Here is a 24,725-nt window from a genome sequence, read left to right on the forward strand (position 1 = left end):
AATCAACTAATAGTTTTAATTACTCTTGCCGGATTACCTGCAACCATCTTCCCAGGAGGAACATCCTTGTTGACTACTGATGCCGCAGCAATAATAGAATCTTCTCCAAGGTATACTCCAGGAAGAATATTAGCTCCTGCACCAATAGCTACTTTGTTACTAATTTTTGGCCCTTGAATACGTTCTTCATCATATCCAAGTTTACCAATAGCATTGTCATTAGTTGTAGCAACTAGCACGCTAATAAAGACATCATCACCAATTTCACAATTACCCGTAATGTGGGTTAGATCCATAATTTTTGTCCGGTTGCCAATCTTGGTATTATAGTTAATAGTCACCCCTCGGCTCAGAATACAGAATTCACCAATTTTTACTTTTTCTCTAATCGAAGCATTATCACCAATTAAAGTATTTTTACCAATCTCAACATCATAATAAATTACACAGTTAGGCCCGATAGAACAATTATCATGTATGAATAACTCTTTTCTAAACTCCTGCTTTCTTGCGGTTGCACCCGCTCCTTTTGGCTCTTTTCCTAGATAAGCTCCTGGAAATATTTCTACTCCATTGCCAATGACAACGCCTGATTCAATAGTTACATGAGGATGAATAATTACATTATTTCCTAATCTGACATCCGCAGCAATAACTACAAAATCTTTGATTTCTGTATTATTCCCAATTAAACTGGTTTCTACTACAGCAGTTTTACTAATCATATTTATGAAAAACTTTACTCGCTAATTTTCGTGAAATCGATTTTGACAGGAGCATAAGCCCTTGACCAAAATCGGTGCATTGGATTCATCGGAGCATTAACTTTAAATACTACACAGTTGTCTACTATATCTAGATAAATATGTTGCTCATTAGGCATGACTGGTAATTCTACTCCAAAAACTATTGTGTAAATTCCCTCATTCAAAATATTGAGTGTTTTCGTCTCAATAATATATACTTCTCCTGGTTGTACAGCAGGCATATCAAGATTTTCAGTAGTAGTTGTACTACCAATAATCTCAATTCCCTTTAAGTCTTTAATTAAATATCCAGCACAAAAAGTGGAAAATTCTTTTTCAAATAAAATAGAAGCTTGAATATAAAAATCTTCTTTGTAGTCTAACTGCTCTGTTACTTGGTGTTGACTATTCAAGATTTTTATATCTAATAACTTGGCTCCGCCATCTCCATAACGGTAAGTACCATCACCAAAATTGACTTCTCGATCAGTTTTGACTAAAATTTCAAAATCTGAGGTTATTTTTAATTGATTATTTCGCTGCTGGTATAAATTATTAGAAAGGGTTTCTACATTGGTTACTGTTTCTAATAATTGTTTTTTTAATTCTTGATTAGTAGTCTTACGAATATTATTTAAATAATTGTCTACTACTAGTGAAGCTTTCCCAATATTTATTAGTTGACCGTGTTCTATAAAAGCGCATCGCTGACAAAGACTTTTGACCGAACCTATATCATGACTAACAAAAAGTACTGTAACTCCCGAATCCATCATTTGACGCATCCGCGCCATGCACTTTGCCTGAAAGAACATATCTCCTACAGCCAAAGCTTCATCCACAATTAAAATATCAGGGTAAACATGAATTGCTGATGCAAAAGCCAGCCGTACATACATCCCACTGGAATATGTCTTAACCGACTGATCGATAAAATCTCCAATATCAGCAAAAGCAGCAATCTGATCGAAGCGCTCATCCACCTCTTGTCTAGAAAGGCCCATGATTGCGCCATTCATATAGACATTTTCTCTACCTGTAAATTCTGGATTAAAACCAGCACCCAACTCTAGCAGAGCTGCAACTCTGCCATTAACTTGCAGTTCTCCACTCGTTGGGGTCAAAGTTCCGCAAATCAGTTGCAGGAGTGTGGATTTACCCGCACCATTGCGTCCGATAATGCCCATAGTCTCACCTTTAATCACCTCAAAAGAGACATCCCGCACTGCCCAAAACTCTTGAGCATAAGTTTTTGCTGGTAAGAGCAGCTCTTTTAGCCGATCAACCGGATGAGTATATCGCTTGTAGCACTTCGAGACATTTTTTAGGGAAATTGCAATTTTTTCTCCCATGCTTTTGCTGTCAATCCTCAAAACTTTCACACCACAATTAAAAAGCAATTAATTTGCCATATTTACAATACATCAGCAAAGGCGGGACGCAAACGTTTGTACATGGAAAATCCACAATAAAATACGATCGCGGCGATCGCAGTAGCAACTCCCCACTCATACCAATGTTTAACCTCCCCAAGTAAAATTAAGTCGCGATAAACTTCAGCTATAGCCGTCATAGGATTTAACCAAAATACCCATCCCCGCCATTTTTCGGGAATTGCTGACGCTGGATAAACAATTGGTGTCAGATATAACCAAAGATTTAAAATCACTGTTAAAGTCTGCGGTATATCTCGCAAAAATACCGTTAGCCCTGCTGCTAAATAACCCAATCCTGCTGTTAGTAATAACTGTGTTAGCCATACCAAGGGTAATAGCGCCAAAGTAGGATGTAAAGTATGAGAACTTACCGCTACAAAAAAAATCAACGCCATTAAACCAAAGGAACTCTCAATAAACGTTGATAAAACTGGCACAATTGGTAACAAAGCTAGGGGAAATACAATCTTCTTGACTAAGTTGGGCTGTACTATAACTGAACTAGCAGACTGCATCAAACCCCCTGTAAAAGCAATCCAGGGAAGCAAACCCGCAAACAACCATAAACCAAAGATGAAGTTATTTTCTGGTAAACCTTTGAGAGTTAACTTTACCTTTAGTACAATCGAAAACACATAAGTGTAAATCAATAATTGTGATAGCTGATTTAGTAAAGGCCACAAATTGCCCAAAACAGAACCCTTATACCGCGCCTCTAAATCCCGACGCACCAAAGTTCTGAGTAAGTCAAACTTTACCCACAACCGTTCATTTATCGGCAGAATGCGCCTAAGCTTCCCTGCCTTATGTACAAATACTTGCATTTTTTGTAACATTTTATCCTTAGTCCTTCCCTATCTACACACCTAATTCCTCTCCAGAAAGCTTCATAGCTATCAAAGTACGCTTGTATTCTTTCGAAAATATATCGGTACTAGAAAATAATACCTAAATTGTCTTGGTGATTGTACAATAAATCGGCTATTCCCAAGTGTTTTTTGACTACAAATATAATTTTTGTCGATAATGCTGCTTTATTTGTCAAGGGAGCAAGTTTTTGCTTAACTCAAGCTATCCGGATCGACTCCCTGCGATCGCAAATATTCTGCCAATCGCTCTGCCCGTTGATGTTCTTGTTCAGCCCGTTGGCGCTCTTGTTCTGCTTGTTCTCTTCGCGTCGGCACCCAACCTGCTGCGTTATACCAACGTAACCACAAACCCGTTGTCTGCTGATAAGTGCCTTGCCAAAGACCCAATCCTAGTTCTAACTCTTCCAACCAGAAGCGGTTCTCTGGTAAAGATATTTCCTCGTAGCGAGTGCCTATGAGTTTAAAGGCACGCAAGCGATTTTTATAGCGATCGTAGACAACGTAGTAGGGAACCCGCAAAATGCGTTCATATACTTCCCACTTTGTTGGGGGTCGGTTTACTTCCCGCAGTGTTTTTCCTAAGTCTTCTTGTTCTGTACCTGGTGAAAGTAATTCAACTACTAAAAATGGATCAATCCCCTCTTGCCAAGTGACGTAACTTAAGCGTAGGTCTTGCTGTTGGCTAGCACTAGGTACTCCTAAAATCATGTACCAATCAGGACGCTTGTACCACGAAGTATGGCGGGGGTCGTAGTAAAGATTTAAGTCACTAGCAAGTAAAGTTTCCTCAGATGGATAAGTGAGGGGTTGACAAGTCTCACTGAGCAAATCTGCCTGAATGCGGTGAAATTCATCTGGCAAACCTGATTCCCCTATTAATTCACTGGGTAAATCATACATCGTCGGCATGGTTTCTTGTGGCGAACGCGGTGGATCTGTTTGATGCATGACTACTACCTTTGTTACTTAACTCAAGCTATCTGGATTAACTCCTAACGATCGCAAATGTTCCGCCAACCGTTGCGATCGCAGCCGTTCTTGTTCCAACCGCAATTGTGCCTCAGATGCCTGTTGCTGTGCTTCTGATACTTGTTGCTGCGCTTCTGATGCTTGTTGCTGGGCTTCTAATGCTTGTTGCTGCGCTTCTGATGCTTGTTGCTGGGCTGCAATAGCCACCTGTTGCGCTGCAATAGCAGCTTCCTCTGGTGTTGGAACTAAATCACCATCGGGTGTAAAGTAGCGTAATTTACCTCCTTCTACGCCTAAATAGAGCCTAAGCACATCGCTCCAACACCATCCCCGCGCATTTGGTGTAATTTCCTGATACTTGTTGCCTACCAATTCAAAACCCGCAAATTCCAAATTCTCCGGCGAAAACCAAAAATATTCTGGTGTGTGAAATCGATTTTCATAGAGATTTTTCTTTAAATTCCGGTCAATATCAGCCGTACTTTCAGAAAGTAATTCAATAATCAAATCTGGATAACGACCGTCTTCTTCCCAGACTACCCAGGAATTGCGCGATCGCTTTTCGGTGTCTTTGACCAAAAAAAAGTCTGGGCCTCGAAAATCTCGATTTCGCAACTGCTGACGGCTAAAATAAATTGTTTGATTCGCACCTATAAAGAAATCATTACAGTCACGCCACAGCCACTCCAGACAAGTTACTAGCAGCAGTAGCTGCATATAGTGCAATGAAGTTTCCATCTCCGGCTCATCACTTAACAACCGAGTTGCATCGGGCATCTGCTGTTCTAGCTGTTGCGCTGTGACAAACATTGGGTATGTACCTGTTTGATTGTTGATTTAATTTTAAGCTGTTAGGTCAACAGTTTGGAATTTTCTCCCTAATCTCTCTCATCTCCCCTGAATTTGTGAGAGCAGAGTCACGGATTCCGGTACACTGAGACGAAGGTTTATTGCATTGTAATTAGGCATGGAAATCGGACAAAAGGTTAAAGTCTTTCGTTTGCGCGATCGCGTTTCTCCCCCCGTTGTGAAAAAACTCGGACAAGTGGGTATTATCCAAGGCTACAAAGTCACTGATGGTGGTGGAATCGGTGTAGTGGTGGTGTTTGACGACAACACTTCCACCTGGTTTTTTGAAGATGAAATCAAACCTGTGTAGTCGGAATAACTCAGAACCGGGTTTTTCTGGGACTCTGAAGTTGAAAGCACAAGCTCAGAGTCTTTATTGAGTGCTAAGTTGGAGTTGAAAAGCTCGGCGGTGAAAATAGGAATCAAGTAATGGCTCTAATATTGACATTTTTGGGCAAAGGCGGCACCGCTCGTACCAAAATTGCGATCGCCGCCGCCAAATTATTGGCAAGTCAAGGCAAGCGCGTACTTCTAGCAGGACAAGCAGAACCAACATTGCCAATTCTGCTGGGTACTCCCATTGCTGCTGATCCCCAGGAAATCGCTCCCAATCTGCAAGCAGTCCAGTTTCAAGCATCTGTACTACTAGAACGCAACTGGGACGAAGCGAAGAAACTTGAGGCGCAATATCTCCGCACGCCCATCTTCAAAGACGTTTTTGGTCAAGAACTGGTAGTATTGCCGGGGATGGACAGCGCCCTAGCCCTAAATGCTATCCGCGAATATGATGCCAGTGGCAAATATGATGCGATCGTCTACGATGGCACGGGTGACTCTTTAACGTTGCGAATGTTGGGTTTGCCAGAATCTCTCAGTTGGTATGTCCGGCGATTTCGGCAATTGTTTGTCAGCTCCGATTTGGGAAGGACGATTACTGAATCACCCTTGATTCAACCACTGATTAGCAGTTTTTTCAATGTCAACTGGACAGCAGATAACTTTGCAGGGCCCACTAACCAAGTCAATAATTTTTTAGAAAAGGGCAGAGCCGCCCTTGCTGATCCCAAGCGTCTCGCTGCTTTCTTGGTGACAACAGGAGATCCCATTGAGGTAGCAAATGCTCGTTATTTGTGGGGTAGCGCTCAACAAATCGGTTTAACTGTGGGTGGTGTTCTGCTTGTGTCTAGTGAGACAAACGTCAACCTGTCAGAGGAATTTATCCCCCTACCTGTGAGCGTCGTTCCCGACTCGCCAACAGGTGACTGGCAACCACTGATAAACGCCCTACCCAACTTTGAAGTACAAGCGTTACAGGCTCCCAAACCAATTGAAATAGACATCCACAATCGTCAAGTACGCTTATTCTTGCCAGGATTTGACAAAAAGCAGGTAAAGCTAACCCAATATGGGCCAGAAGTCACGATAGAAGCAGGAGATCAGCGGCGCAATATTCCCTTACCCCCGGCTCTGAGTGGTAGACCTGTTGTTGGAGCAAAGTTTCAGAATAATTATTTGATAATTTCGTTTTAAGTTATGGGAATGGGGAGTGGAGGAACAAGAATTTTAGATTTTAGATTTTGGATTTTAGATTGAAATTTAATCCAAAATTTAAAATCCAAAATTGAATTGCCCAATGCCCCATGCCCAATACCCTATTAATCAGTAAATATTATGTCAGAATCAACTCCCATTACCCCTGACCCCAACCCATCTGAGGTACTAGACTCAGTAGCAAATAATCTCAATGAGCAAGTGATGGCTCCGCCAAGCGCGATCGGATCTGCCTCTAGCAGTGCGAAAACTAGGCAACTGTTGGGGATGAAAGGTGCAGCGTCTGGGGAAACTTCAATTTGGAAAATTCGTTTGCAGCTCATGAAGCCGATTACCTGGATTCCCCTCATTTGGGGCGTAGTCTGTGGTGCGGCTTCTTCCGGTAACTATACTTGGACGCTGGAAAATGTTTTGAAGGTAGCAACCTGTATGCTGCTGGCTGGGCCATTGATGACAGGTTACACCCAGATCCTCAATGATTACTACGATCGCGAAATCGATGCCATCAATGAACCTTATCGCCCCATCCCCTCTGGAGCAATTCCCCTACCCCAGGTAATTATTCAGATTTGGGTATTACTGATTGCTGGGATTGGTTTGGCGTTTGTGCTAGATGTGTGGTCTGGTGATGAATTCCCGACAATTACATCGATCGCGATTATCGGTTCTTTTATCGCTTACATTTATTCTGCACCTCCCCTGAAACTCAAACAAAACGGCTGGCTGGGTAGCTACGCCTTGGGTGCAAGCTATATCACCCTACCTTGGTCTACAGGACACGCTTTGTTTGGTGAACTGAATTCCACAATCGTTATTTTGACAATGTTCTACAGCTTGGCTGGATTGGGCATTGCCATTGTCAATGATTTTAAGAGTGTAGAAGGCGATCGCCAGTTAGGATTAAATTCACTACCTGTAATGTTTGGCATCACCGCCGCATCCTGGATTTGTGTAGTGACAATTGATGTCTTTCAAGGATTTATTGCAGCTTATCTCGTCAGCATCCATGAGAATTTGTATGCAGCAATACTAGTATTGTTAATCATCCCACAAATCACCTTGCAGGATATGTATTTCTTGCGCGATCCTGTGAAGAATGATGTTAAGTACCAAGCCAGCGCCCAACCTTTCCTTGTTCTGGGAATGCTTGTCACTGGTTTAGCGCTCGGTCATGCTGGGGTTTAATGGTAAGATAATTACTATCTTGACCATCAATGCCACAAGCGAAAACCAAGCTGATAGGTAGATGTTGCATCGCCCTTGGCGTCTCCCCTTGGGAGAAGAAAAAGATTTGGGTCTTGGCAGCCATGACTTCTGCCCTTGGAGGGAATGTCAGACCAATAGAATTACGGAGTCCTGGAGGCTATTCCCGATGAATTGGGAGAGCTACATCCGTCTATAGTTTGGGGTAGTTCACCTTATACTTCTCTAGTGAGAAGTTAGGAATTAGGAGTTAGGAGTTAATATACTTCTAACTCCTAATTTGTATCATGACATACCGTGTTTAAACTGATATCTTTCCTCATTCATGGGATTCAACCTTTTTTAGTCCCAATTTGCTTTGTCGTTGCTTGGACTGTAATTATTCTCGTTGTTTTGAGTCTCTGGGCGGCAGCGCGAGATAGTGTGACTACAGCCAAGCTTATGCATCAAATCCCCTGTACTGGTTGCCAATTTTTTACCGACAATTACCGTCTTAAATGTACTGTACGCCCATCTATTGCCAATACAGAACAAGCGATCGATTGTTCGGACTATCAACCGAAGACGAATCCTTATCTTTATTAGGGACTGGGGACAAATCAATTCCAAATTCCAAATTCCAAATTCCAAATTCCAAATTGTACCCTTGCAGGGAAGCAAGCGACGCGCCGCGTCTCGTAGAGAAGAAAAAGAGTGGGGGAGATGAGGGGGAGAAGGAGAATAACCAATGCCCAATGCCCAATGACTATTGACCAATCTCTAACAATATTTTTAAAACACCCCGACTTTGAGCGTGTTCAAAAGCTGCAAGCCCTTCAATTAGGGGATAGGTAGCATGAATTAGGGGTTGCACATCTACTTGTCCCGTGGCTAGTAGCTGGAGGGCTGGGGCAAAGGGGCCACAACGGGAGCCGATAAGGGTGATTTCATCCACTACTAACGAGGAAGCATCTAAGCTGAGGTTGCCAGCATAAGTACTTTTCAGTACAAGAGTACCACGGGGACGTAGGGCGCGGCGGGCGATCGCAAATCCTTCTGGGTTGCCAGTACATTCTACTGAGATATCGAAATATCCATCTGTAACAGCGTCGGCTAGACTCGTTTTTATTCCCCGTGCCTCTAAGTTAGCCAGTTTGTCTCGATGACGGCCTACAGCTAATAGTTCACAGCCAGTTAAAGCTAGTGTCTGGGCTACCAACTGCCCTAGTTTGCCATCTCCAACCACTAGCACCCGGTCATTTGGACGCAATGGCACTTGCTGCTGAATTTCCAAAGCTGCTGCTATAGGTTCAGTAAATGTTGCTACTTCTGTCGGCACATTATCAGGTACGGAATGCAGATTCTCTATCGGCAAACAGAGATATTCACTAAAGGCGCCGTGGCGGTTGACAATACCTAGAACTGTACGATTTTCGCAGTGAGTTGGTTGTCCACTACGACAAAATCGACAATGCCCACAAACAGCGTTGATTTCTCCAACTACGCGCTGGTTAACTAAGTGTTCTGGCCCTTGTTCAACAATGCCGACAAATTCATGACCTAAAATACCAGTGTAGGGATAGTAGCCTCTGAGTAGTTCCAGGTCAGTATTACAGATACCCGCACGCAAGACACGTACTAAGGCTTCTCCTAGTGGTGGTTCAGGAATAGGAATATCTGTGCGTAATTGCAACTGGTTATTTTCGAGCCAAAGTCCTTTCATTTTTCTTCACGTCCTTTGCCTAATTATGTTGTCATACTACTTTGAAAAATTTTTACAAATATAAGGGCGTACATCTGTACCCCCACACCCTATGTCTCTGTAGTAGGTATTTCTTTAATTTTGGTTACATCAATTTTGCTTAACCAAGTAACTAAGTCATCTGAGCCAAGTGCGATCTCACTTCCCAAGGTTTTGATATAAAGAAGTCCGTCGCTAATAACTAAATCTCTAATTGGATACCAGGAGTCTCGTGTTCTAATCAGAAGTTCCAGCGGAATCCCTAGTCTTGAAGTATACTTACGATATTTCCACCAAGCTCGCCATAGAAGTACACATTTAGTACAGTGCATTTCATAGCCTTTGGGAACTTCGCAGTATTGATACTGATAGAAACCCCGACTATCTACTTCTCCTTTGAGGAGATAACCATATTCTGCTAATGCCTGATTTATCAATTCCCACTGGGATGATTTTGGAGAAATCGAGAATTCAGATAGGGTGTTAGATAATTGGACAGTGACAATCACACCTTCGGCTTTTGCTGACAGCTGGTTAGTCTTATACACTGTTTGCGCTGTCAAAGCAGGATTTGACAACAAAACGTCTTTTTTCTGGATAGAGTTTTGCACAAACTCTCGGATTAAATCTAGATTAGACAACATAAAATTTTTTATACTAAATTAACCAGTGTGATGAAAGCCACAACACTACTTAAATTAATAACTACATTGGTCTTGTACTTAAATCAGGATTATTACCAGCTTTATTTATACTAAATTCTTTGTTTGACTAGGGTCTTGTTAAGTTTAATTAATATCAATCTGCCGCTGTCCCTAAGCTGGGTGAAAAAATCACTGTTTACAGGTATGATAGCGGCAAATTAAATTTTTACGCCTTCGAGAAAAGGTTGAAATACCGGAACTAATTCGGGACGACTGACAACAAGGGTGGGAAAAGAGCGATCGCTATAATCTTCTCCCGGTGACAACGGAAACGGTTCTGATTTAAGTGATGACCAGACGCCACCAGCAGCCTGAACAATTACCCAAGCCCCGGCTAAGTCCCAAACTTTTGGTGTCGCTTCAATACCACCTAATGTTGCTCCAGTTGCAACCATCAAAAAGTTATAGCTAGCCACACCCAACATCCGAATTTTGCAGGGAAAGCCTTTTTGGATAACTGCGGTACTACGAGAACAGAGGTTAAAAAAGTGATTATTGCTGGGATTATCACCACTGCTGTGGATGGGGTGATGATTGAGAAATGCCCCAGATGGTGTTACTAAACCAGATGAACCCGCCCAGAAACCATGAAAAGCTTGATTCAAGGTTGGTGCGTAAACATACCCGAAAATGGGTGTGCCTCGATACAGTAAACCCAGAGATATTGTCCAGATGGGAATGCCGCGCGTGAAATTGGTTGTACCGTCGAGAGGATCAATTACCCAGCACCACTCAGTACCGGGAAATGACTGATCGCTCTCTTCGCTCAAAATGCCGTAACCAGAAAAATTAGAAGCGATCGCATCCCGAATTTCCTGATCTGCCCACTTATCTGCTTGCGTCACCAAACTACCATCAGCTTTTTGCGAAGCCTGTACTTGCCCAAAATCTTGCATTAGCTGCTTGCCCACTCTAGTAGTGGTAGTTTGGGCAAAATCAAGAATTGTTGTCCAAAAATCATTCATTGGTTATTAGTCATTAGTCATTTGTCATTTGTCCCATGCCCAATGCCCCATGCCCTATACAGTTTAATCTAAATCGCTTTCCAAAACAGATGCGATCGCCAGCTTTGTACTTGTTTGAAATTCTGCCACATTCACCCGATTCAGAAACCAAATCGACACCACCATTCCCACGGCTTCTAGAACGAATACCAGTCCATAAGCTAACTCTAGACTTGGTAAAAACTTGCGTCCAATATCCAAAACTGTACCTCCGATTACTACCGCCACACCTCTAGAAAGGGACTGCGCTAATCCCCATGCCCCAATAAACGTACCTGCGGCTTCTGCTGCGGTCAGATCCAACATCAAGCTAATTGCTGCCGTAGTTAAGAAACCTGTGGCTAAACCGAAAAAGAACAAACCTAGTTTGAGAACTGCTGCATTAGCTGTGAATCCTGATATACCTAGCAATATTGCACAGAATGCTACCAACATGCAGCCTAGACGTGCAGTTCTGCGTTTACCCAAACGCGGGACAATGTAAAAGCCCGTAACACCGTAGGCAATCAGTAGACCCATTCCATAAAAAATATTTAATTTGGTACTTTCCGCTATGGGCATTTTAAACACTTGACCCGCATAAGGTTCCAAAATCGGGTCTTGCATAAACAAGCTGATAGTCATCACCAATAAAAAGGTGAAAAACACACCTGTTTGTGGGCTAGCTGTCAATATTTTCCAAGCATTGCTTAGAGTAATGCTATCTTCCCGGTTTATCAGTGTGGAACGGGTTGAGTATTGGGAGTACTTTTTTTCTACGCCGAATGTCGCTGCGATCGCCAAACCAAATACAATTGCTGGGACGATAAAAAACAACCTGTTGATTGCTGGCTGCAAGGTTGCGATGGAAGCGCCTAGTGTTAATGGCTGTAGTAACTTGGCACTAATAATCGCCCCCAAAATAATCCCCACCATCAGCATTGACCAAACCACACCGACTACTTTGGAACGGTTATCTTCTTCAGATATATCCACCAACAAAGCAGCAAAAGCAGTACCGCTAGCACAAATTCCTAGGCCGTATATAGCGAAGATAGTAGACAGAAGCGCAGTCCAGCCGATTGTTTGGGTTGTCCATACCCAAGTTCCCGTACTATTTCCAGCAATATTAAGCTGCCACATTACTTGTATAGCTAAAAAGGCTGCGATCGCAAATATTGCCGCGCCCACCCAAACATAAGCTGTGCGGTGGTATCCCCATAACGGCTTGGCATCGGAAATCTGGCCGAACCAGACACGGGAAGGAGCAACAAATAAGGGCAGTGCTAGAACTACTGATACCAGCGTCGCCGGAATTGCTATTTCTTGAATCATGACTCTGTTGAGTACTCCCAGAGTCAAAATTGACATCATGCTCAACCCCATCTGAAATAAACCCAGCCGAAACATGGTTAGCAGGTTTACCCTTGGCACAGATAGGGATTTTGTTTTGGTATCAAATACTTCACCACTTGCCATAGCTACTTTTTTGGATGATTTATAGGATTTAATCTCTCTCTCTTTAAATAAAGATAAACCCTACCCGCTCGAAATCAGCGAACGAAAAGTTGAAGTTGCGATTTTGCAAGAAATTTTGCATTTAAGAAACTAAGAAAGCCTCAACCATGCAACAGTTGAAGTACAAATCTTTAGAGCTTGTTTGAAATCCGCGATGTCTACGACGGGCTACGCCTACGGATAACCAGAGAATTTTAGGATGAAATAGTGAAACGAGACTCCATTTACTATCAAATTTTTAAGCGCTTTCCTGGGTTGCTCTTTGAACTGGTTGATAATCCTCCTCTGCAAGGGCAAAACTATAGATTTGAATCACCTGAAGTCAAAGAAACCGCTTTTCGCATCGATGGTGTATTTTTACCTCCAGAGGATGCAACATCCAGGGTGATCTTTTTTGCTGAAGTTCAATTCCAAAGAGATGAAGCCCTTTACCATCGGTTCTTTACCGAGTCGCTGATGTACCTGAACCGGAATCGTTCTCAGTACGATGACTGGTTCTGTGTAGTAATTTTTTCATCACGCTCATTGGAACCAAGGGATCAAAAAACTCATCGAATATTTCTCAACAGCGACCAAGTGCAGCGAATCTATTTAGATGAGTTAGGCGCGACTAATCAGCAGCCAATAGGTATCAACTTGATGCAGTTGACTCTAGCATCTGATGAAGTGATGGCAGAGCAAGCAAAGCAATTGATTGAGCGAGTAAAATTAGAAGAAACGGACACACTGCCGCAAAACGAAATACTAGACATCATCACCACAATCGCCGTTTATAAGTTTTCGACCTTGAGTAGAGAGGAAGTTGAAGCTATGCTGGGATTGACTTTGGAGCAGACAAGGGTTTATCAGGAAGCGAAAGCCGAGGGTCGAGAAGAAGGTCGAGTAGAAGGTCGAGAAGAAGGTCGAGAAGAACAGAAAGCTGAAATGTTGAAACTTACCGTGCCTCTGTTACTAAAAACAGGGATGAGTGTGGAGCAGATTGCTCAACACCTCAATGTTGATATAGAAGCTATCCAGATTGCGGCACAGCAAAACACATAGAATGGTCATTTCATGTCTGTTGTCATATTTTTGCAAAATGAGGAGAGCTTGATTAAAATCCTCAATTGCCTTTTTATGGTTTTCAGAGCGATCGCGCCAAAATATGACAGATTAAGATGCTCATGACTTCATCGGAGGCGATCGCATCTGATGCCCAAATGGGAAGCATAAGAAAATAAGCTCATACCATGCTTTGGTATGAAGCAAAAAAACGTAATACAGAAAAATTGTTATGCTGCGTCGCTACTGCACACTTCTGGCAGAAGGTCATAGAATTTCATCCACCAGAGCCGTACCACCCTCACAAAAATCTATACTGAGATGATAATCTTCAAGCAGCGCAGTTCCAATGAGTGGACGACGACCCATTAGCGCTGCAATATTACGCTCTACACCATTCCATACAATAGTTGCCAAATAAACATCGGTTTCCACACTGGAATTGTTAGCGAGGTTTGCGTTGATGTTGATGAGGTAGGGCAAGCCAAGAGCAGCAATGACAGAAGGCGGCAAGGTTAAGAACCCTTCAAACCCTGTATCAATAACACATTCGATTTCTACACTCGAATGTTCTGGAGGAAGAATAATCAGACTCATTCTTGCCTGAAGTCCAACTACAGTCCCGTGTATCACTGTGCCGTCCTGAGCAATGTACCACCAACTGCGTAAACGGCATCAAAACCAATTCTTTCTCCCCAAAGTGCTGCATCGGTTTGCTTTTTTCGTAATCGAAGACTTGTTTCGACTAAATCATCACCGATTTCGTAATCTCCTGTTTCAACATTAATCGAGATAATTTTGCCAATGTTCTCTTGTGTCTCAACTTTGGCACGGATACTTCTTTCATAGAGTTCCTTTCCACGTCGGGCGACTTCTTGGCTACTGAGGGTAGGGTGGGACATAAATAAATCCCCTGTTTAAGGTGCTAGATTCTTCACTTCATTGTAGAGCAGAAGCTATATAGGTTAGAGAGCAATGCTTGATTCTGTAGGAATTGGGAAGAGCGATCGCCTCAAAGCGGCAGATGGTAAAAAAGCTTGAACAAAAACTAAAGTAAGAAACTTTATAGAACCAATATCTCTTGGCAGTCTGCTCCAACAGGGTTGTTTACATAGGACATTTAATAGAAATTCATACTTCCTTTATAAATTAACTAGCAGAATTACTAAACCAGCTCGAGGTAATAGACAGATAAAATATAGTAGCTGATAAACCTGCTAAAAGGCAGTTATACTCTTGTAGGCAAAAATCAGATTTTAACCACGCAAAACTTTTAATTAAGATATCAATTTTATGAAACGAATTCTAGGATTAGCAATTGCTTCCTTAATAGCATTTCCTTCGACTGCATTGGCCGCTGATTGGGTTTTAGTTAGTGTAGCATTGGACGGTTCTCGTATTTTTGTTGATAATGAGTCGTATGAAAAACGAGGAGCCATAGCGTGGTATTGGAGAATGAGAGAAGAAGTACAACCTGATGAAACCGGAGTTATTTCCACAAAATCCTTTGACTCTACAGACTGCCGTAATCGTACCTATCGCATAAGGCAATTAATTTCTTATAACAACAGAGGTCAAGTCATTTTCAGTATGAACGATGGAGATAATGGGCCTCTAAACAAATTTGTTCCTGGTACTATGGGTGAAGAAATTTTTAAAGCTGTCTGCTCTCGCTAACTGGCAATTGATAAGTTTTTTATAGAGAGCAGATGAAAAAATCAGAAAAGTACAATGAATTCACAAGCTGCTATCAAAGAAACTCTTAAAGCTTTTTCGATTAGTGTTGATGATATTATGGAGATGCTTGTTAAACAGAATTATTCCCAATAAATAGATTTACAAAAATTAAGATTATATCTTAAAGACATGAAATTATCAAGTAGAGTTTTCATAATTCCAATTACATTTAATCGCATTGAAAACAGGTTAATTCCGAAAGATAAAGCTTACTATTTTTTTATGCGAATGTATGGATAACTGTCTTAACGATATTTATAGAAAAAGAAATTATTTTTTAGAACAACTGAATTATGACAATAAGTAGTGTTGATTTGGGAAAATTACTAGATACAATTGCCGATAATTTGGTGAATGCCTCCATACATAATCGTTTGCATACAAACCTTAGTGCAGCAAATGAAGAATATTATGCAGAAATGAATCAGTATCCAGTATTCTGGGAGTTGACAATTAATGCTCATGCCATTGTCACAATCCTCATGTTGTGTCGAGTGTACGACCAGCACAAAGATAGTTTAAATCTCAAAAAGCTACTTAATATTATTTCTGCAAAACGTCCATTATTTGAGAAAGAGTATTTTTATGAAAGGATTAAAGATAGACCATTTGTTGATGAACTATCTAAAACGCAAAGAGTACCAGATGATGAAAGCCTGAAACGAGATCATAGAGTACGTTAGTGAACAAACAAATCCGCTTGTTAAGAAATTAACTGACTTCAGGGACAAACAGCTCGCCCACATAGACAAGAGGTATATTCTGAACGGTAGTATTAATTCCGACCCTATTCTTTGGGGAGAGATGGAAGAACTTATTTCACGAGGGTTTGAAATTTTTAATACCTATGAAAACCTATTTAGAGCATCCTCGTGGTCTTCAAGGATGATTGGTGAGGAAGATTACGAGAGAGTTTTGAAGTCAGTAAGACAAGCAAAATCAAAGTAACCCCAATAGTGTCACTACTTTTGGCTTTTTTGCCCATGACAATATACTATAAAAGTGAAAAAACTTCCTGACCTGTAGAACCTCGTCGGATAACAGATTGAGAACGATCGCCACGTTGTTTTATTTCAGCGATCTTAGCAGCAAAATCTTCAGGTGGTTGTGCTAGGGTTTCATCCTCTAGAGGAGAATCGGGCGGAGTGTGTGCTTGCTCTAAAGATGCCAGAATCGAAGCTCCAGTGGAAGGTGATTTGGTCACTTCTGATTGAGATGGAACTGTTTTCTGAAAAACAAGAAATGCTATATATTGCTCAACCTGAGTCAGTTGGTCATCTGGAAGTTGAGCAATCTGTTGTTGAAGTTGACGGCGGCGATCAAGGATAGTCATCGGACACCTCCCAGGAACAACTGAACTTTCATTTTACTCGATTGATACAGTAGGAATGGTTTTGACGATCGCACTATAAAAGTCAAAAAGCTTGAACAAAGACTGATCGCAACATTGAACAGCAACTAGCTAAAAAAGAGCGATCGCGCTAGCCTTGTCGTCAGACATCGCACTCCAGCAAGTAAAATCAGGGTACAACAATAGTTGTACCTCCAGAGGCAAAATGAAACGGACACTCTATATTCCTGATGAATTGTGGACACAACTTGACCAATACTTAAAAGATCACCCAGAGCAAAATCCATCAAGTGTTGTACAAGCAGCACTGGCGGAAAAGTTGCGCCCCAAAAATGGTTCAAGGCTACTATCGCTGGCAGGAATCGTGGAAAATGCTCCTACAGACGCTTCAGTTAATGAAGATTATTTGATACAAGGATGAAGCGCCTCGTTTTGGATGCAGGCCCCCTGATTGCCTTGGTTTCTGTCCAAGATGACTATCATCAGGAATGCAAAGGGGGTTTTAGTAAGTTACCAGCGTTGTTTGGTGAGGTTCTAACCCCTCTACCAATGCTGTTTGAAGTTTACAAGTTTGTGCTGCGAGAACAATCGAGCCGTCCTGCAATGACTGCACTAGGCGTCATTAGTGAGAACACAGTGACTGTACCAGTGAGCATGGAAATGTTTTAGGAGATTTACAGCATAGTTCGCCACATACCAGACTGGCGAGGAACTTTAGAGGTTGTTTGAAAAGTGGTCGGCTGTGATATTAGGCACTTATCGATCCCCCCTAGCCCCCCTTAAAAAGGGGGGAAACGGAATCAAAGTCCCCCTTTTTAAGGGGATTTAGGGGGATCTAAGAGTATTTGATACATCACTAAGAAATTTTCAAACATCCTCTTAGAGGATGCCTCTGCTGTAGCGATCGCTCAACTTTATGACGCTAATGTTTGGACATTGGATTACAGAGATTTGAGTTGGTTCAAGAGTCTGGAATTGTGGTCTCCTTGATCATTACACAGGTTAGTTGAAACATTGTGAAGAATGTGGTTTTAACTACGCTATTACATTGAATTTTTAAGATAAACTTGCCGTATGTATGTCATCAAACTACTTACCTTCATCTAGTAACTAAAAAGGCATAAGCAATGACTAAAGAACCAGTTAAAGTAATATTATGGGAAGAAAATCAAAAAGATTTTCTAAAAAAGTTCTATGATCTCCAATTTACTCCCAGAGTAGGAGAGGAAGTTTACCTAAAAAAGGAAAGATGGAAAGTAACCAGAGTTGAGCATGATGTAGAAATTAGTGAGATTAATATCTACATGGAATTAATCAAAAAAACCAAGCAGGATAAATCATCTAATTCATAAATACAAGTAAATACACTCAACTATTATAAAAGGGAGGTTATTAGCCTCCCTTTATTCTGAGAATAGATATATTGTCAAGTGTAATTTGTAAATCTTTATGCAAGCCGCGATGTCTACGATGGGCGTAGCTGCGACACAACAAGAGTTGCCGCCAAGTGGTGGCGATCGCGCTGTAACGATACACTATAAAAGTAAAGAAATGTAAATAAATTAAATTTTGCAACCGTGGAAAACATCACATTGGGGCAAAATGGCCCAGTTGTTACGCCCTTGTGCATCGGCACTTGGGCTTGGGGTGATAAACTATTTTGGAATTATGGCGATCGCTACGGCCCAGAACAGTTACAAGAAGCCTTTACAGCAGCCTTAGAAGCTGGTATTACCTTCTTTGATACTGCCGAAGTCTATGGAATGGGACTATCAGAGAAATTTTTGGGACAATTTCTGCAACAGACACAACAACCTGTACAAATCGCCACAAAATTTGGCCCCCTACCGTGGCGATTTACAGCCCAATCTGTCTCGGATGCTTTAACAGATAGTCTCAAACGGCTACAACTTGAGCGAATCGCGCTGTATCAAGTCCATTGGCCTTTTGCCTTCTTTTTAAGCCAAGAAACTTTGATGAATGCCCTAGCAGATGAAGTGAAGCTCGGCAGAATTGCCACAGTCGGTGTAAGTAATTACTCAGCAGAGCAAATGCGAGACGCGCATCAAATATTGGCGGCCCGTGGAGTGCCTTTGGCTGTGAACCAAGTCCGCTATTCTTTACTCAGTCGCCAAGTTGAAAGCAAAGGTATTATCACAACTGCGCGTGAGTTGGGTGTAACTATCTTGGCTTATAGTCCTTTAGCACAAGGATTACTCACAGGCAAGTACAGTATTGATGGTGCTGAAACCCCCACTGGTGCGAGAAAAATAGACGCGCGATTTAAGAAAGAAGGTCTGCAAAAAATTGCCCCAGTCATATCTTTGTTACGCAACTTCGGGGAAAAATACGATCGCACCCCTGCTCAAGTTGCTCTTAACTGGTTAATTGCTCAGGGGAACGTTATTCCCATTGCTGGGGTGAAAACAGCCGAACAGGTGCGGCAGAATGCTGGTGCTTTGGGCTGGAGATTGAGCGACGATGAAATTGGAGAATTAGAACTAGTTAGCCGTCCTTGGCTGTAGTGTTTTTTAACTACTCAAACACAGGAGGCCAAATTTCTGACACTACTAGCTCCCAACCTGGTAATAAGTCTGGTAGTGTCAGTTTGTCGTTGTCCTGCAAAACTATTGGTTCTTGGTTGAGTTGATAAACTGTAAGCGTCAATTTGTCAGGATCAATCAGGATACCAACCGTAGATCCAAGTTGTAGGAATAGCTGAATTTTTTCTACCAGTGGTTTGATCCGGTCTGACTTAGATTTTATCTCTACCATCAAATCAGGCACCAGTTCCACAAAGTCGCGCGTGCTTGTTTTAAGTCTATCAGCACGAACAAAAGAGACATCAGGAGCGCGGAGATTTCGTTTTTCGTGATCAGCTTCTTTACCGTTTTCAGTTTCTAATGTAGGCAAAATAAAACCAGCGCTAGAACCAGTTACCCGTCCTAGTCTCTGTGGGCGCACCCAGTTGCCGAGTAATCTAACTAACTCAGCACCTATTTCCTCTGACTGATAATCTGATGGCCCCATAAGAAGTATATTTCCGTCTACTAGCTCCATCTGCCATTCTGGATGCTCTGCTTGTAGTTGCTCTAAGTCGGGAATAGTGAACATAAGACCACTAAGAATGCATCTTTAATTTATCTTCCTACAAACCGGTAGAAGAAGTTACCCAAAAAGCCAAAAAGTCAAGAGCCAAAGTCAAAATCTTGACTCTTAACTCTCAACTCTTAACTCTCCAATTTTAGATTTGGATTTTGGATTGAAGAAAAAATCTAAAATCTAAAATCTAAAATCTAAAATTGATTAACTGTTGACTAAGAAGCTGATTCCCTAGCTGTAGGTGAACCTATCTTTTTACTCGTAGGGGATGCAGAAGACTCCTGTCCACTTGTCCGCAGTTTGGGCTTGGGAGAAGCATGTCTTTCTTCACCATTGCTGCTATCTGATTTCCACGCAGAACGAGGGCGATCGCTGGAAGATTCACGACGCTTGCCCAGTCTGGGTTTGGGAGCAGAAGATTCCTCTTGGGGAATTTCCACGTCTGAGTTCAACCAAGCGGGACGAGTTTGATCGTAAGCGATTTGCAGTGCAGCTGCGGCGATCGCTTGAGCATCGTATTCTTCAATCAGTTCGCTGACAATTGGCAAGAATGAAGCCAAACGCTCACCCGTCAAAGCCTCTCGCACCAGTTCTTGTAATTTCAGAATGTGTCTTGCTTCAATCTGGGCGCGTGTAGGAATGGTCAGCAATTGCCAATTTTGGCGGTTATGACGTTCAAATGTTTGCTGTTTGCGCCGCTCAAATGGCTGAACTAAAGAAATTGCTGTTCCTTCTTTACCAGCACGACCAGTACGACCAATGCGATGGACGTAGGTTTCTGCACTATCGGGTAAGTCGTAGTTGATCACATGGGAGAGTTGATCGACATCTAACCCTCGTGCAGCAATATCAGTTGCTACCACCCAACGGACTTGACGGTTACGGAATCTGAGTAATAAGCGTTCCCGTGCTTGTTGGGACAAGTCACCGTGGTATTCATCGACACTGTGACCAGCCCCTTGCAACTGACTGGTGAGTTCGGCGGCGGTGCGTCTGGTGCGGACAAAGATTAAAGCTGTTTCTGGATCTTCCATTTCCAGAATCGGCTGTAAAGCTTTGGCTTTTGTCCAGTGGCGGGGGATCAAGTAAGCTACCTGATTAATCTTGTTTGGAGAGGCTTTTGGCTGCTCAACGGTGACAGTCGCCGGCGATCGCAAAAACTTATTCACCAACATCCGAATCGATGGTGGCATTGTTGCCGAGAATAAAGCTGTTTGGCGATCTACGGGCGCTTGCGAGAGGATTTTCACCACATCGTCGATAAAGCCCATGCTCAACATTTCATCGGCTTCATCTAACACAAACCACTTCACTTGATCGAGCTTTAAACAGCCGCGATCGAGCAAATCAATCACCCGTCCGGGGGTGCCCACGACCATGTGAACGCCACGTCTGAGTTGTAACATTTGGCGGTCAATTGATTGACCACCGTAGATTGCTAACACCCGCAATCCTTCATTGCCGATGAATTGAGCGATCGCATCGTGAACTTGCATTGCTAATTCACGAGTTGGTGTTAAAACTATGGCTTGCACGGCTTTTTGATTAATATCCAGCCGCTCTATGATTGGCAGTGAAAATGCTGCCGTTTTACCTGTTCCAGTTTGAGATTGACCAACCACATCACGACCAGCTAGCAATTGAGGAATTGCTTGCACTTGAATGTTAGTCGGTTCAGTAAAACCGATTTTTTCTAGTTGTTCGACACGTTCTTGGGAAATGCCTAATTCTTGGAATGAAAGAGTCATTAATTCTCCTAAATTTTTTGTAAGGATTTTTGGATTAGTCATTTAGTCATTAGTTATTAGTCATTAGTCATTAGTCATTAGTTATTGGCTATTAGTGAGCCAAGGGCGATAGCGCAGCCTCAATTCTTGGAGAAGCTATGCCAACGAATCCGCGAACTTCAGGTAAACCCTCATGGAAACTGCCATTAATGCAGCGTTGACCTCAGAATAAGGGTGAATCTGTAAGGGTCATTTAACAAATGGACTTTGGACAAAAGACAAATAACAATTTAGTTATTGACTACCTGACCATAGAGGTCGTATGTATCAGCGTGGTGAATCGCTATTGGCACAATGGTTCCTAATTTTGCCTGGCCTTTGACATACACCAGACCATCAACCTCTGGGGAAAATCTACCTGAACGACCGATTAATTCACCACTTTCAGGATTTTCTTGCTCAATCAGGACATCAACGATTTTGCCTACTTCCTGTTGATTTTTCTTTTGAGAAATCGGTTGCTGGAGTTCCATCAGTTGGTATCGGCGATCGTCCATCACTTCTTGGGGCAACTGATTTGGTAGCTTGTAAGCTGGGGTTCCTTCCTCAGAGGAAAAGGTGAAGACACCAACATGATCGAATTCATGCCGCTGAACGAACTCTAGTAGATGCTCAAAATGCTCGTTTGTTTCTCCTGGGAAACCAACAATAAATGTTGTTCGCAATACGGCTGTTGGTAGCGCCGTTTTGATGCGATTTATAATCCCATCATTTACGCGCCCTTGCCAAGGACGGTTCATGGCGCGAAGAATATCTGGATGAGAATGTTGCAAGGGCAAATCCAGATAAGGCAAGACGTTTGGTGTTTCTTGAATCGCCGCTATCACATCTGGGGTCAGTCCCGTGGGATAAGCGTAGTGCATTCTGATCCACGGTATATCTACTTTCCCCAAAGCGCGAAGTAATTCGGCTAATTTTGGCTGACCGTAAATATCCAAACCGTAATTAGTGGTGATTTGGGAAATTAGAATAATTTCCTTTACCCCTTGACTAACTAACTGCTCGGCTTCGGCGACTATAGATTCAATAGTACGCGATCGCTGGTTCCCTCGAAGATGAGGAATTATACAAAATGCACAACGATAATCACATCCTTCCGCAACCCGGAGGTAAGCTACGCCCTCGGTTGTAGTGCGATAGCGCGGTGTAGTTTCGTCGGCAATGTAGGTTGGCTCAATACTAACTTGTTTGACCCGCTCGCCAAGTTCAACACGCTCAATTACATTTACTATTTTGTGATAATCGCCAGTGCCCACAACGGCTACTGCTTCAGGTAACTCTTCCAAAAGTTGCTCTTGGAAATGTTGCGCCATACAGCCAGTTATTACGATTTTCTTGTTTGCCTCTGCCAGTTCTACCAAAGTTCTGACAGATTCTTGGCGGGCCGCTTCAATAAAACTACAAGTATTAACAATAACGTAATCTGCTAACTCTTCATTTGTATCTACACCGTAGCCTGCTTCCACGAGCAGTCCTAGCATGTGTTCTGTATCAATTCGATTTTTCTCGCAGCCCAGGTGAGAAATGGCAATTGTTGGCTTGTCACCCATATTTTGAAAATATCTTCATTTTTTTCTTGTAGTCAAACATTTCAGCGTTAATTTCGCTTTTCTCTGATCGCTATCCTTCTAATAACAGTACGGCGGCAGATTCTCACTGTCAGTAACTGTCCGTAGACTTATGACCCTATCAATAATAAAAATAGAGGTCATGTTATGATATTTTTATCAATCTGTTCCCCAGGGTAAATTGAAGTGTCTTTGGGTACTTATGACACTTGTAATGTTTTTTAACAATTCGCCTATTGGTATTTTACATTACCGCAGCGTGTGCGTTGTTAACCTGCCCATCGGGAAGCCGCCCAAAGGGCTTGTTGTGAGAAGTCGCTACCCTCAGGGAAATCGACGAAAGCGACTACGCCTATAAAGCAGTAATGCTACCCTGGCGATTGGCAAGTCCTACGACTGTGCGCGGACAAGACGCCTAAACCACGGAAAGCTGCCTTGCGTCTAGTGAGTGGCAAACTCCTCTTGTAGCCAGGTTTTATCTTAACATATCTTATGGGAGGTTTTCACGCCAATTTCCATCTAAGGAAGGAAGCAGTAAACCGACTATCATAAAACACATTTGACTAGTTAATGAAAAGTCAAGAGTCAAGGGTCAAGAGGAGCCAGTCACGTGCGGGGTTTCCCCCGTTGAAGAGCCACCCCTGTATGGAGGTTCCCGACCTTCAGGGGAGTGGTGTTGAACTGGCGTTCAATAGTCAAAAAATTCTGGACTCTGGACTCCGCGAGGCGGATTAAAGACGTGGACTTATATCAGATATTTAAAACTCGCTCACCAATTATTGGCGTGGTTCACCTGCTACCACTGCCTACCTCACCCCGTTGGGGAGGTAGCCTAAAAGCGGTGATTGACCGTGCCGAACAAGAAGCCGCAGCCCTGGCAAGTGGAGGGGTTGATGGTCTGATTGTCGAGAATTTTTTCGACGCGCCCTTTACCAAAAACCAAGTCGATCCAGTTGTTGTGAGTGCCATGACCATTGTGGTACAGCGCATACAGAACTTGGTGACTTTGCCTATAGGCTTAAATGTTTTGCGAAACGATGGCAAAAGTGCAATGGCGATCGCTAGCTGTGTACAGGCGCAATTTATCCGCGTCAACGTCCTCACAGGCGTAATGGCAACCGACCAAGGATTAATTGAGGGAGAAGCCCATCAACTACTCCGCTATCGACGGGAGTTAGGTTGTGATGTTAAAATCCTGGCCGATGTGTTGGTGAAACACGCCCGTCCTTTGAGTTCTCCAAATCTCACAGTCGCCGTGAAAGACACCATTGAAAGGGGTTTAGCAGACGGAGTGATTTTATCCGGTTGGGCTACTGGTAGTCCTCCTAACTTAGAAGATTTGGAACTAGCTTGTGGTGCAGCAAACGGCACGCCAGTATTTATCGGTAGTGGGGCCAATTGGGAAAATATTGATACATTAATGCAGGCAGCAGATGGTGTAATAGTTTCCAGTTCCCTGAAACGACACGGACGGATAGAGCAACCAATTGACCCAATTCGCGTCAGTCAATTTGTGGAAGCTGCCCGTCGCAATTGGAACTCCAAACCTGAAAGTAAATCAGCAGAACAAGTGAAGTTACATTCTTAAATG

At 42.6% G+C, this 24,725-nt stretch carries 28 protein-coding genes; 13 read left to right on the forward strand and 15 right to left on the reverse strand.

Annotation, left to right across the window (positions count from 1 at the left end):
• Positions 1-2 precede the first annotated feature (2 nt).
• The 5 genes from V7K62_RS16115 to V7K62_RS16135 all read right to left on the reverse strand — a co-directional run bounded on the left by V7K62_RS16115 (position 3) and on the right by V7K62_RS16135 (position 4,830).
• Positions 3-725 carry an N-acetyltransferase gene (locus V7K62_RS16115; RefSeq protein WP_334865589.1) on the reverse strand — a complete coding sequence of 241 codons (723 nt, stop codon included), beginning with the start codon at positions 723-725 and terminating at the stop codon, positions 3-5.
• A 14-nt stretch (positions 726-739) separates the two neighbouring features.
• Entirely contained in the window at positions 740-2,098 is a 1,359-nt protein-coding gene (locus V7K62_RS16120; RefSeq protein WP_334865591.1) for an ABC transporter ATP-binding protein, read from the reverse strand.
• 62 nt (positions 2,099-2,160) lie between these two features.
• A complete protein-coding gene (locus tag V7K62_RS16125; protein ID WP_334866023.1) occupies positions 2,161-3,006 on the reverse strand; it encodes an ABC transporter permease in 846 nt (281 codons plus the stop codon).
• Positions 3,007-3,243: 237 nt separating this feature from the next.
• Positions 3,244-3,999 carry a Uma2 family endonuclease gene (locus tag V7K62_RS16130; protein WP_334865593.1) on the reverse strand — a complete coding sequence of 252 codons (756 nt, stop codon included), beginning with the start codon at positions 3,997-3,999 and terminating at the stop codon, positions 3,244-3,246.
• 18 nt (positions 4,000-4,017) lie between these two features.
• The gene (locus V7K62_RS16135) at positions 4,018-4,830 is read right to left on the reverse strand and encodes a Uma2 family endonuclease (protein WP_334865595.1); all 813 of its coding nucleotides are present in this window, start codon (positions 4,828-4,830) and stop codon (positions 4,018-4,020) included.
• Between the two features lie 157 nt (positions 4,831-4,987).
• On the opposite strand from V7K62_RS16135, the gene petP reads away from it, so the two are divergent.
• From petP to V7K62_RS16155, 4 genes are all read left to right on the forward strand, one after another.
• The gene (gene petP / locus V7K62_RS16140) at positions 4,988-5,179 is read left to right on the forward strand and encodes a cytochrome b6f subunit PetP (protein WP_292832168.1); all 192 of its coding nucleotides are present in this window, start codon (positions 4,988-4,990) and stop codon (positions 5,177-5,179) included.
• A 119-nt stretch (positions 5,180-5,298) separates the two neighbouring features.
• The gene (locus V7K62_RS16145) at positions 5,299-6,399 is read left to right on the forward strand and encodes a Get3/ArsA fold putative tail anchor-mediating ATPase NosAFP (protein WP_334865600.1); all 1,101 of its coding nucleotides are present in this window, start codon (positions 5,299-5,301) and stop codon (positions 6,397-6,399) included.
• A 141-nt stretch (positions 6,400-6,540) separates the two neighbouring features.
• Positions 6,541-7,605: a chlorophyll synthase ChlG gene (chlG, locus tag V7K62_RS16150; RefSeq protein ID WP_334865602.1), complete on the forward strand. Its 1,065-nt coding sequence runs from the start codon at positions 6,541-6,543 to the stop codon at positions 7,603-7,605.
• A gap of 315 nt (positions 7,606-7,920) precedes the next feature.
• Positions 7,921-8,208, forward strand: coding sequence for a hypothetical protein (locus tag V7K62_RS16155; protein WP_334865604.1), 288 nt, complete (start codon positions 7,921-7,923; stop codon positions 8,206-8,208).
• A 160-nt stretch (positions 8,209-8,368) separates the two neighbouring features.
• Here V7K62_RS16155 and V7K62_RS16160 read toward each other — a convergent pair whose 3' ends face one another.
• The 4 genes from V7K62_RS16160 to V7K62_RS16175 all read right to left on the reverse strand — a co-directional run bounded on the left by V7K62_RS16160 (position 8,369) and on the right by V7K62_RS16175 (position 12,509).
• Complete coding sequence (locus tag V7K62_RS16160) at positions 8,369-9,325, reverse strand: MDR/zinc-dependent alcohol dehydrogenase-like family protein (RefSeq protein WP_334865606.1); 957 nt, start codon at positions 9,323-9,325, stop codon at positions 8,369-8,371.
• An 89-nt stretch (positions 9,326-9,414) separates the two neighbouring features.
• Positions 9,415-9,987: a hypothetical protein gene (locus tag V7K62_RS16165; RefSeq protein WP_334865608.1), complete on the reverse strand. Its 573-nt coding sequence runs from the start codon at positions 9,985-9,987 to the stop codon at positions 9,415-9,417.
• A 218-nt stretch (positions 9,988-10,205) separates the two neighbouring features.
• Positions 10,206-11,012: an inositol monophosphatase family protein gene (locus tag V7K62_RS16170; RefSeq protein ID WP_334865610.1), complete on the reverse strand. Its 807-nt coding sequence runs from the start codon at positions 11,010-11,012 to the stop codon at positions 10,206-10,208.
• Positions 11,013-11,075: 63 nt separating this feature from the next.
• Positions 11,076-12,509, reverse strand: coding sequence for a BCD family MFS transporter (locus V7K62_RS16175; protein WP_334865612.1), 1,434 nt, complete (start codon positions 12,507-12,509; stop codon positions 11,076-11,078).
• Between the two features lie 246 nt (positions 12,510-12,755).
• Here V7K62_RS16175 and V7K62_RS16180 point away from each other — a divergent pair, with 246 nt between their 5' ends.
• Positions 12,756-13,589 (forward strand): Rpn family recombination-promoting nuclease/putative transposase, encoded by an 834-nt coding sequence (locus V7K62_RS16180; RefSeq protein WP_334865613.1) that lies wholly within the window; start codon positions 12,756-12,758, stop codon positions 13,587-13,589.
• Positions 13,590-13,856: 267 nt separating this feature from the next.
• On the opposite strand, the gene V7K62_RS16185 is transcribed toward V7K62_RS16180, so the two are convergent.
• Together V7K62_RS16185 and V7K62_RS16190 are read right to left on the reverse strand one after the other, a co-directional pair.
• Positions 13,857-14,222 (reverse strand): clan AA aspartic protease, encoded by a 366-nt coding sequence (locus V7K62_RS16185; RefSeq protein WP_334865615.1) that lies wholly within the window; start codon positions 14,220-14,222, stop codon positions 13,857-13,859.
• Entirely contained in the window at positions 14,219-14,491 is a 273-nt protein-coding gene (locus V7K62_RS16190) for a hypothetical protein (RefSeq protein WP_334865617.1), read from the reverse strand. The genes V7K62_RS16185 and V7K62_RS16190 overlap by 4 nt, the downstream gene beginning before the upstream one ends.
• Positions 14,492-14,882: 391 nt before the next feature.
• On the opposite strand from V7K62_RS16190, the gene V7K62_RS16195 reads away from it, so the two are divergent.
• The 3 genes from V7K62_RS16195 to V7K62_RS31585 all read left to right on the forward strand — a co-directional run bounded on the left by V7K62_RS16195 (position 14,883) and on the right by V7K62_RS31585 (position 16,274).
• The gene (locus V7K62_RS16195; RefSeq protein WP_334865619.1) at positions 14,883-15,266 is read left to right on the forward strand and encodes a surface-adhesin E family protein; all 384 of its coding nucleotides are present in this window, start codon (positions 14,883-14,885) and stop codon (positions 15,264-15,266) included.
• Positions 15,267-15,619: 353 nt separating this feature from the next.
• On the forward strand, positions 15,620-16,009 hold the full coding sequence (locus V7K62_RS16200; protein ID WP_334865621.1) for an AbiU2 domain-containing protein: 390 nt from the start codon (positions 15,620-15,622) through the stop codon (positions 16,007-16,009).
• Complete coding sequence (locus tag V7K62_RS31585) at positions 15,996-16,274, forward strand: AbiU2 domain-containing protein (protein WP_442937302.1); 279 nt, start codon at positions 15,996-15,998, stop codon at positions 16,272-16,274. The genes V7K62_RS16200 and V7K62_RS31585 overlap by 14 nt, the downstream gene beginning before the upstream one ends.
• A gap of 46 nt (positions 16,275-16,320) precedes the next feature.
• Here V7K62_RS31585 and V7K62_RS16205 read toward each other — a convergent pair whose 3' ends face one another.
• Positions 16,321-16,659 (reverse strand): hypothetical protein, encoded by a 339-nt coding sequence (locus tag V7K62_RS16205; RefSeq protein WP_334865623.1) that lies wholly within the window; start codon positions 16,657-16,659, stop codon positions 16,321-16,323.
• 223 nt (positions 16,660-16,882) lie between these two features.
• Between V7K62_RS16205 and V7K62_RS16210 the strand changes: the two genes are divergently transcribed.
• From V7K62_RS16210 to V7K62_RS16225, 4 genes are all read left to right on the forward strand, one after another.
• The gene (locus V7K62_RS16210; RefSeq protein WP_194003523.1) at positions 16,883-17,098 is read left to right on the forward strand and encodes a DUF2811 domain-containing protein; all 216 of its coding nucleotides are present in this window, start codon (positions 16,883-16,885) and stop codon (positions 17,096-17,098) included.
• A complete protein-coding gene (locus tag V7K62_RS16215) occupies positions 17,095-17,346 on the forward strand; it encodes a hypothetical protein (RefSeq protein ID WP_334865626.1) in 252 nt (83 codons plus the stop codon). Before V7K62_RS16210 ends, V7K62_RS16215 begins: the two co-directional genes overlap by 4 nt.
• Before the next feature lie 458 nt (positions 17,347-17,804).
• Entirely contained in the window at positions 17,805-18,029 is a 225-nt protein-coding gene (locus tag V7K62_RS16220; RefSeq protein WP_334865627.1) for a hypothetical protein, read from the forward strand.
• A gap of 225 nt (positions 18,030-18,254) precedes the next feature.
• Positions 18,255-19,202, forward strand: a complete 948-nt coding sequence (locus V7K62_RS16225) for an aldo/keto reductase (RefSeq protein ID WP_334865629.1) — start codon at positions 18,255-18,257, stop codon at positions 19,200-19,202.
• A gap of 10 nt (positions 19,203-19,212) precedes the next feature.
• On the opposite strand, the gene V7K62_RS16230 is transcribed toward V7K62_RS16225, so the two are convergent.
• From V7K62_RS16230 to rimO, 3 genes are all read right to left on the reverse strand, one after another.
• Entirely contained in the window at positions 19,213-19,791 is a 579-nt protein-coding gene (locus V7K62_RS16230; RefSeq protein ID WP_334865631.1) for a Uma2 family endonuclease, read from the reverse strand.
• Between the two features lie 203 nt (positions 19,792-19,994).
• The gene (locus V7K62_RS16235) at positions 19,995-21,527 is read right to left on the reverse strand and encodes a DEAD/DEAH box helicase (protein ID WP_334865632.1); all 1,533 of its coding nucleotides are present in this window, start codon (positions 21,525-21,527) and stop codon (positions 19,995-19,997) included.
• A gap of 269 nt (positions 21,528-21,796) precedes the next feature.
• A complete protein-coding gene (gene rimO, locus V7K62_RS16240) occupies positions 21,797-23,116 on the reverse strand; it encodes a 30S ribosomal protein S12 methylthiotransferase RimO (protein ID WP_334865634.1) in 1,320 nt (439 codons plus the stop codon).
• Positions 23,117-23,873: 757 nt separating this feature from the next.
• Here rimO and btpA point away from each other — a divergent pair.
• Positions 23,874-24,722 carry a photosystem I biogenesis protein BtpA gene (gene btpA / locus V7K62_RS16245; protein WP_334866025.1) on the forward strand — a complete coding sequence of 283 codons (849 nt, stop codon included), beginning with the start codon at positions 23,874-23,876 and terminating at the stop codon, positions 24,720-24,722.
• The last annotated feature ends 3 nt before the right edge of the window (positions 24,723-24,725 follow it).

Source organism: Nostoc sp., assembly GCF_036917935.1.
In the GTDB taxonomy this organism is placed as follows: Bacteria; Cyanobacteriota; Cyanobacteriia; order Cyanobacteriales; family Nostocaceae; genus Nostoc.

Coding starts and splice junctions, on each gene's coding strand:
- V7K62_RS16115 (WP_334865589.1), bottom strand. CDS start 725: ATGATTAGTAAAACTGCTGTAGTAGAAACCAGTTTAATTGGGAATAAT.
- V7K62_RS16120 (WP_334865591.1), bottom strand. CDS start 2,098: ATGGGAGAAAAAATTGCAATTTCCCTAAAAAATGTCTCGAAGTGCTAC.
- V7K62_RS16125 (WP_334866023.1), bottom strand. CDS start 3,006: ATGCAAGTATTTGTACATAAGGCAGGGAAGCTTAGGCGCATTCTGCCG.
- V7K62_RS16130 (WP_334865593.1), bottom strand. CDS start 3,999: ATGCATCAAACAGATCCACCGCGTTCGCCACAAGAAACCATGCCGACG.
- V7K62_RS16135 (WP_334865595.1), bottom strand. CDS start 4,830: ATGTTTGTCACAGCGCAACAGCTAGAACAGCAGATGCCCGATGCAACT.
- petP (WP_292832168.1), top strand. CDS start 4,988: ATGGAAATCGGACAAAAGGTTAAAGTCTTTCGTTTGCGCGATCGCGTT.
- V7K62_RS16145 (WP_334865600.1), top strand. CDS start 5,299: ATGGCTCTAATATTGACATTTTTGGGCAAAGGCGGCACCGCTCGTACC.
- chlG (WP_334865602.1), top strand. CDS start 6,541: ATGTCAGAATCAACTCCCATTACCCCTGACCCCAACCCATCTGAGGTA.
- V7K62_RS16160 (WP_334865606.1), bottom strand. CDS start 9,325: ATGAAAGGACTTTGGCTCGAAAATAACCAGTTGCAATTACGCACAGAT.
- V7K62_RS16165 (WP_334865608.1), bottom strand. CDS start 9,987: ATGTTGTCTAATCTAGATTTAATCCGAGAGTTTGTGCAAAACTCTATC.
- V7K62_RS16170 (WP_334865610.1), bottom strand. CDS start 11,012: ATGAATGATTTTTGGACAACAATTCTTGATTTTGCCCAAACTACCACT.
- V7K62_RS16175 (WP_334865612.1), bottom strand. CDS start 12,509: ATGGCAAGTGGTGAAGTATTTGATACCAAAACAAAATCCCTATCTGTG.
- V7K62_RS16190 (WP_334865617.1), bottom strand. CDS start 14,491: ATGTCCCACCCTACCCTCAGTAGCCAAGAAGTCGCCCGACGTGGAAAG.
- V7K62_RS16195 (WP_334865619.1), top strand. CDS start 14,883: ATGAAACGAATTCTAGGATTAGCAATTGCTTCCTTAATAGCATTTCCT.
- V7K62_RS16200 (WP_334865621.1), top strand. CDS start 15,620: ATGACAATAAGTAGTGTTGATTTGGGAAAATTACTAGATACAATTGCC.
- V7K62_RS16205 (WP_334865623.1), bottom strand. CDS start 16,659: ATGACTATCCTTGATCGCCGCCGTCAACTTCAACAACAGATTGCTCAA.
- V7K62_RS16210 (WP_194003523.1), top strand. CDS start 16,883: ATGAAACGGACACTCTATATTCCTGATGAATTGTGGACACAACTTGAC.
- V7K62_RS16215 (WP_334865626.1), top strand. CDS start 17,095: ATGAAGCGCCTCGTTTTGGATGCAGGCCCCCTGATTGCCTTGGTTTCT.
- V7K62_RS16220 (WP_334865627.1), top strand. CDS start 17,805: ATGACTAAAGAACCAGTTAAAGTAATATTATGGGAAGAAAATCAAAAA.
- V7K62_RS16230 (WP_334865631.1), bottom strand. CDS start 19,791: ATGTTCACTATTCCCGACTTAGAGCAACTACAAGCAGAGCATCCAGAA.
- V7K62_RS16235 (WP_334865632.1), bottom strand. CDS start 21,527: ATGACTCTTTCATTCCAAGAATTAGGCATTTCCCAAGAACGTGTCGAA.
- rimO (WP_334865634.1), bottom strand. CDS start 23,116: ATGGGTGACAAGCCAACAATTGCCATTTCTCACCTGGGCTGCGAGAAA.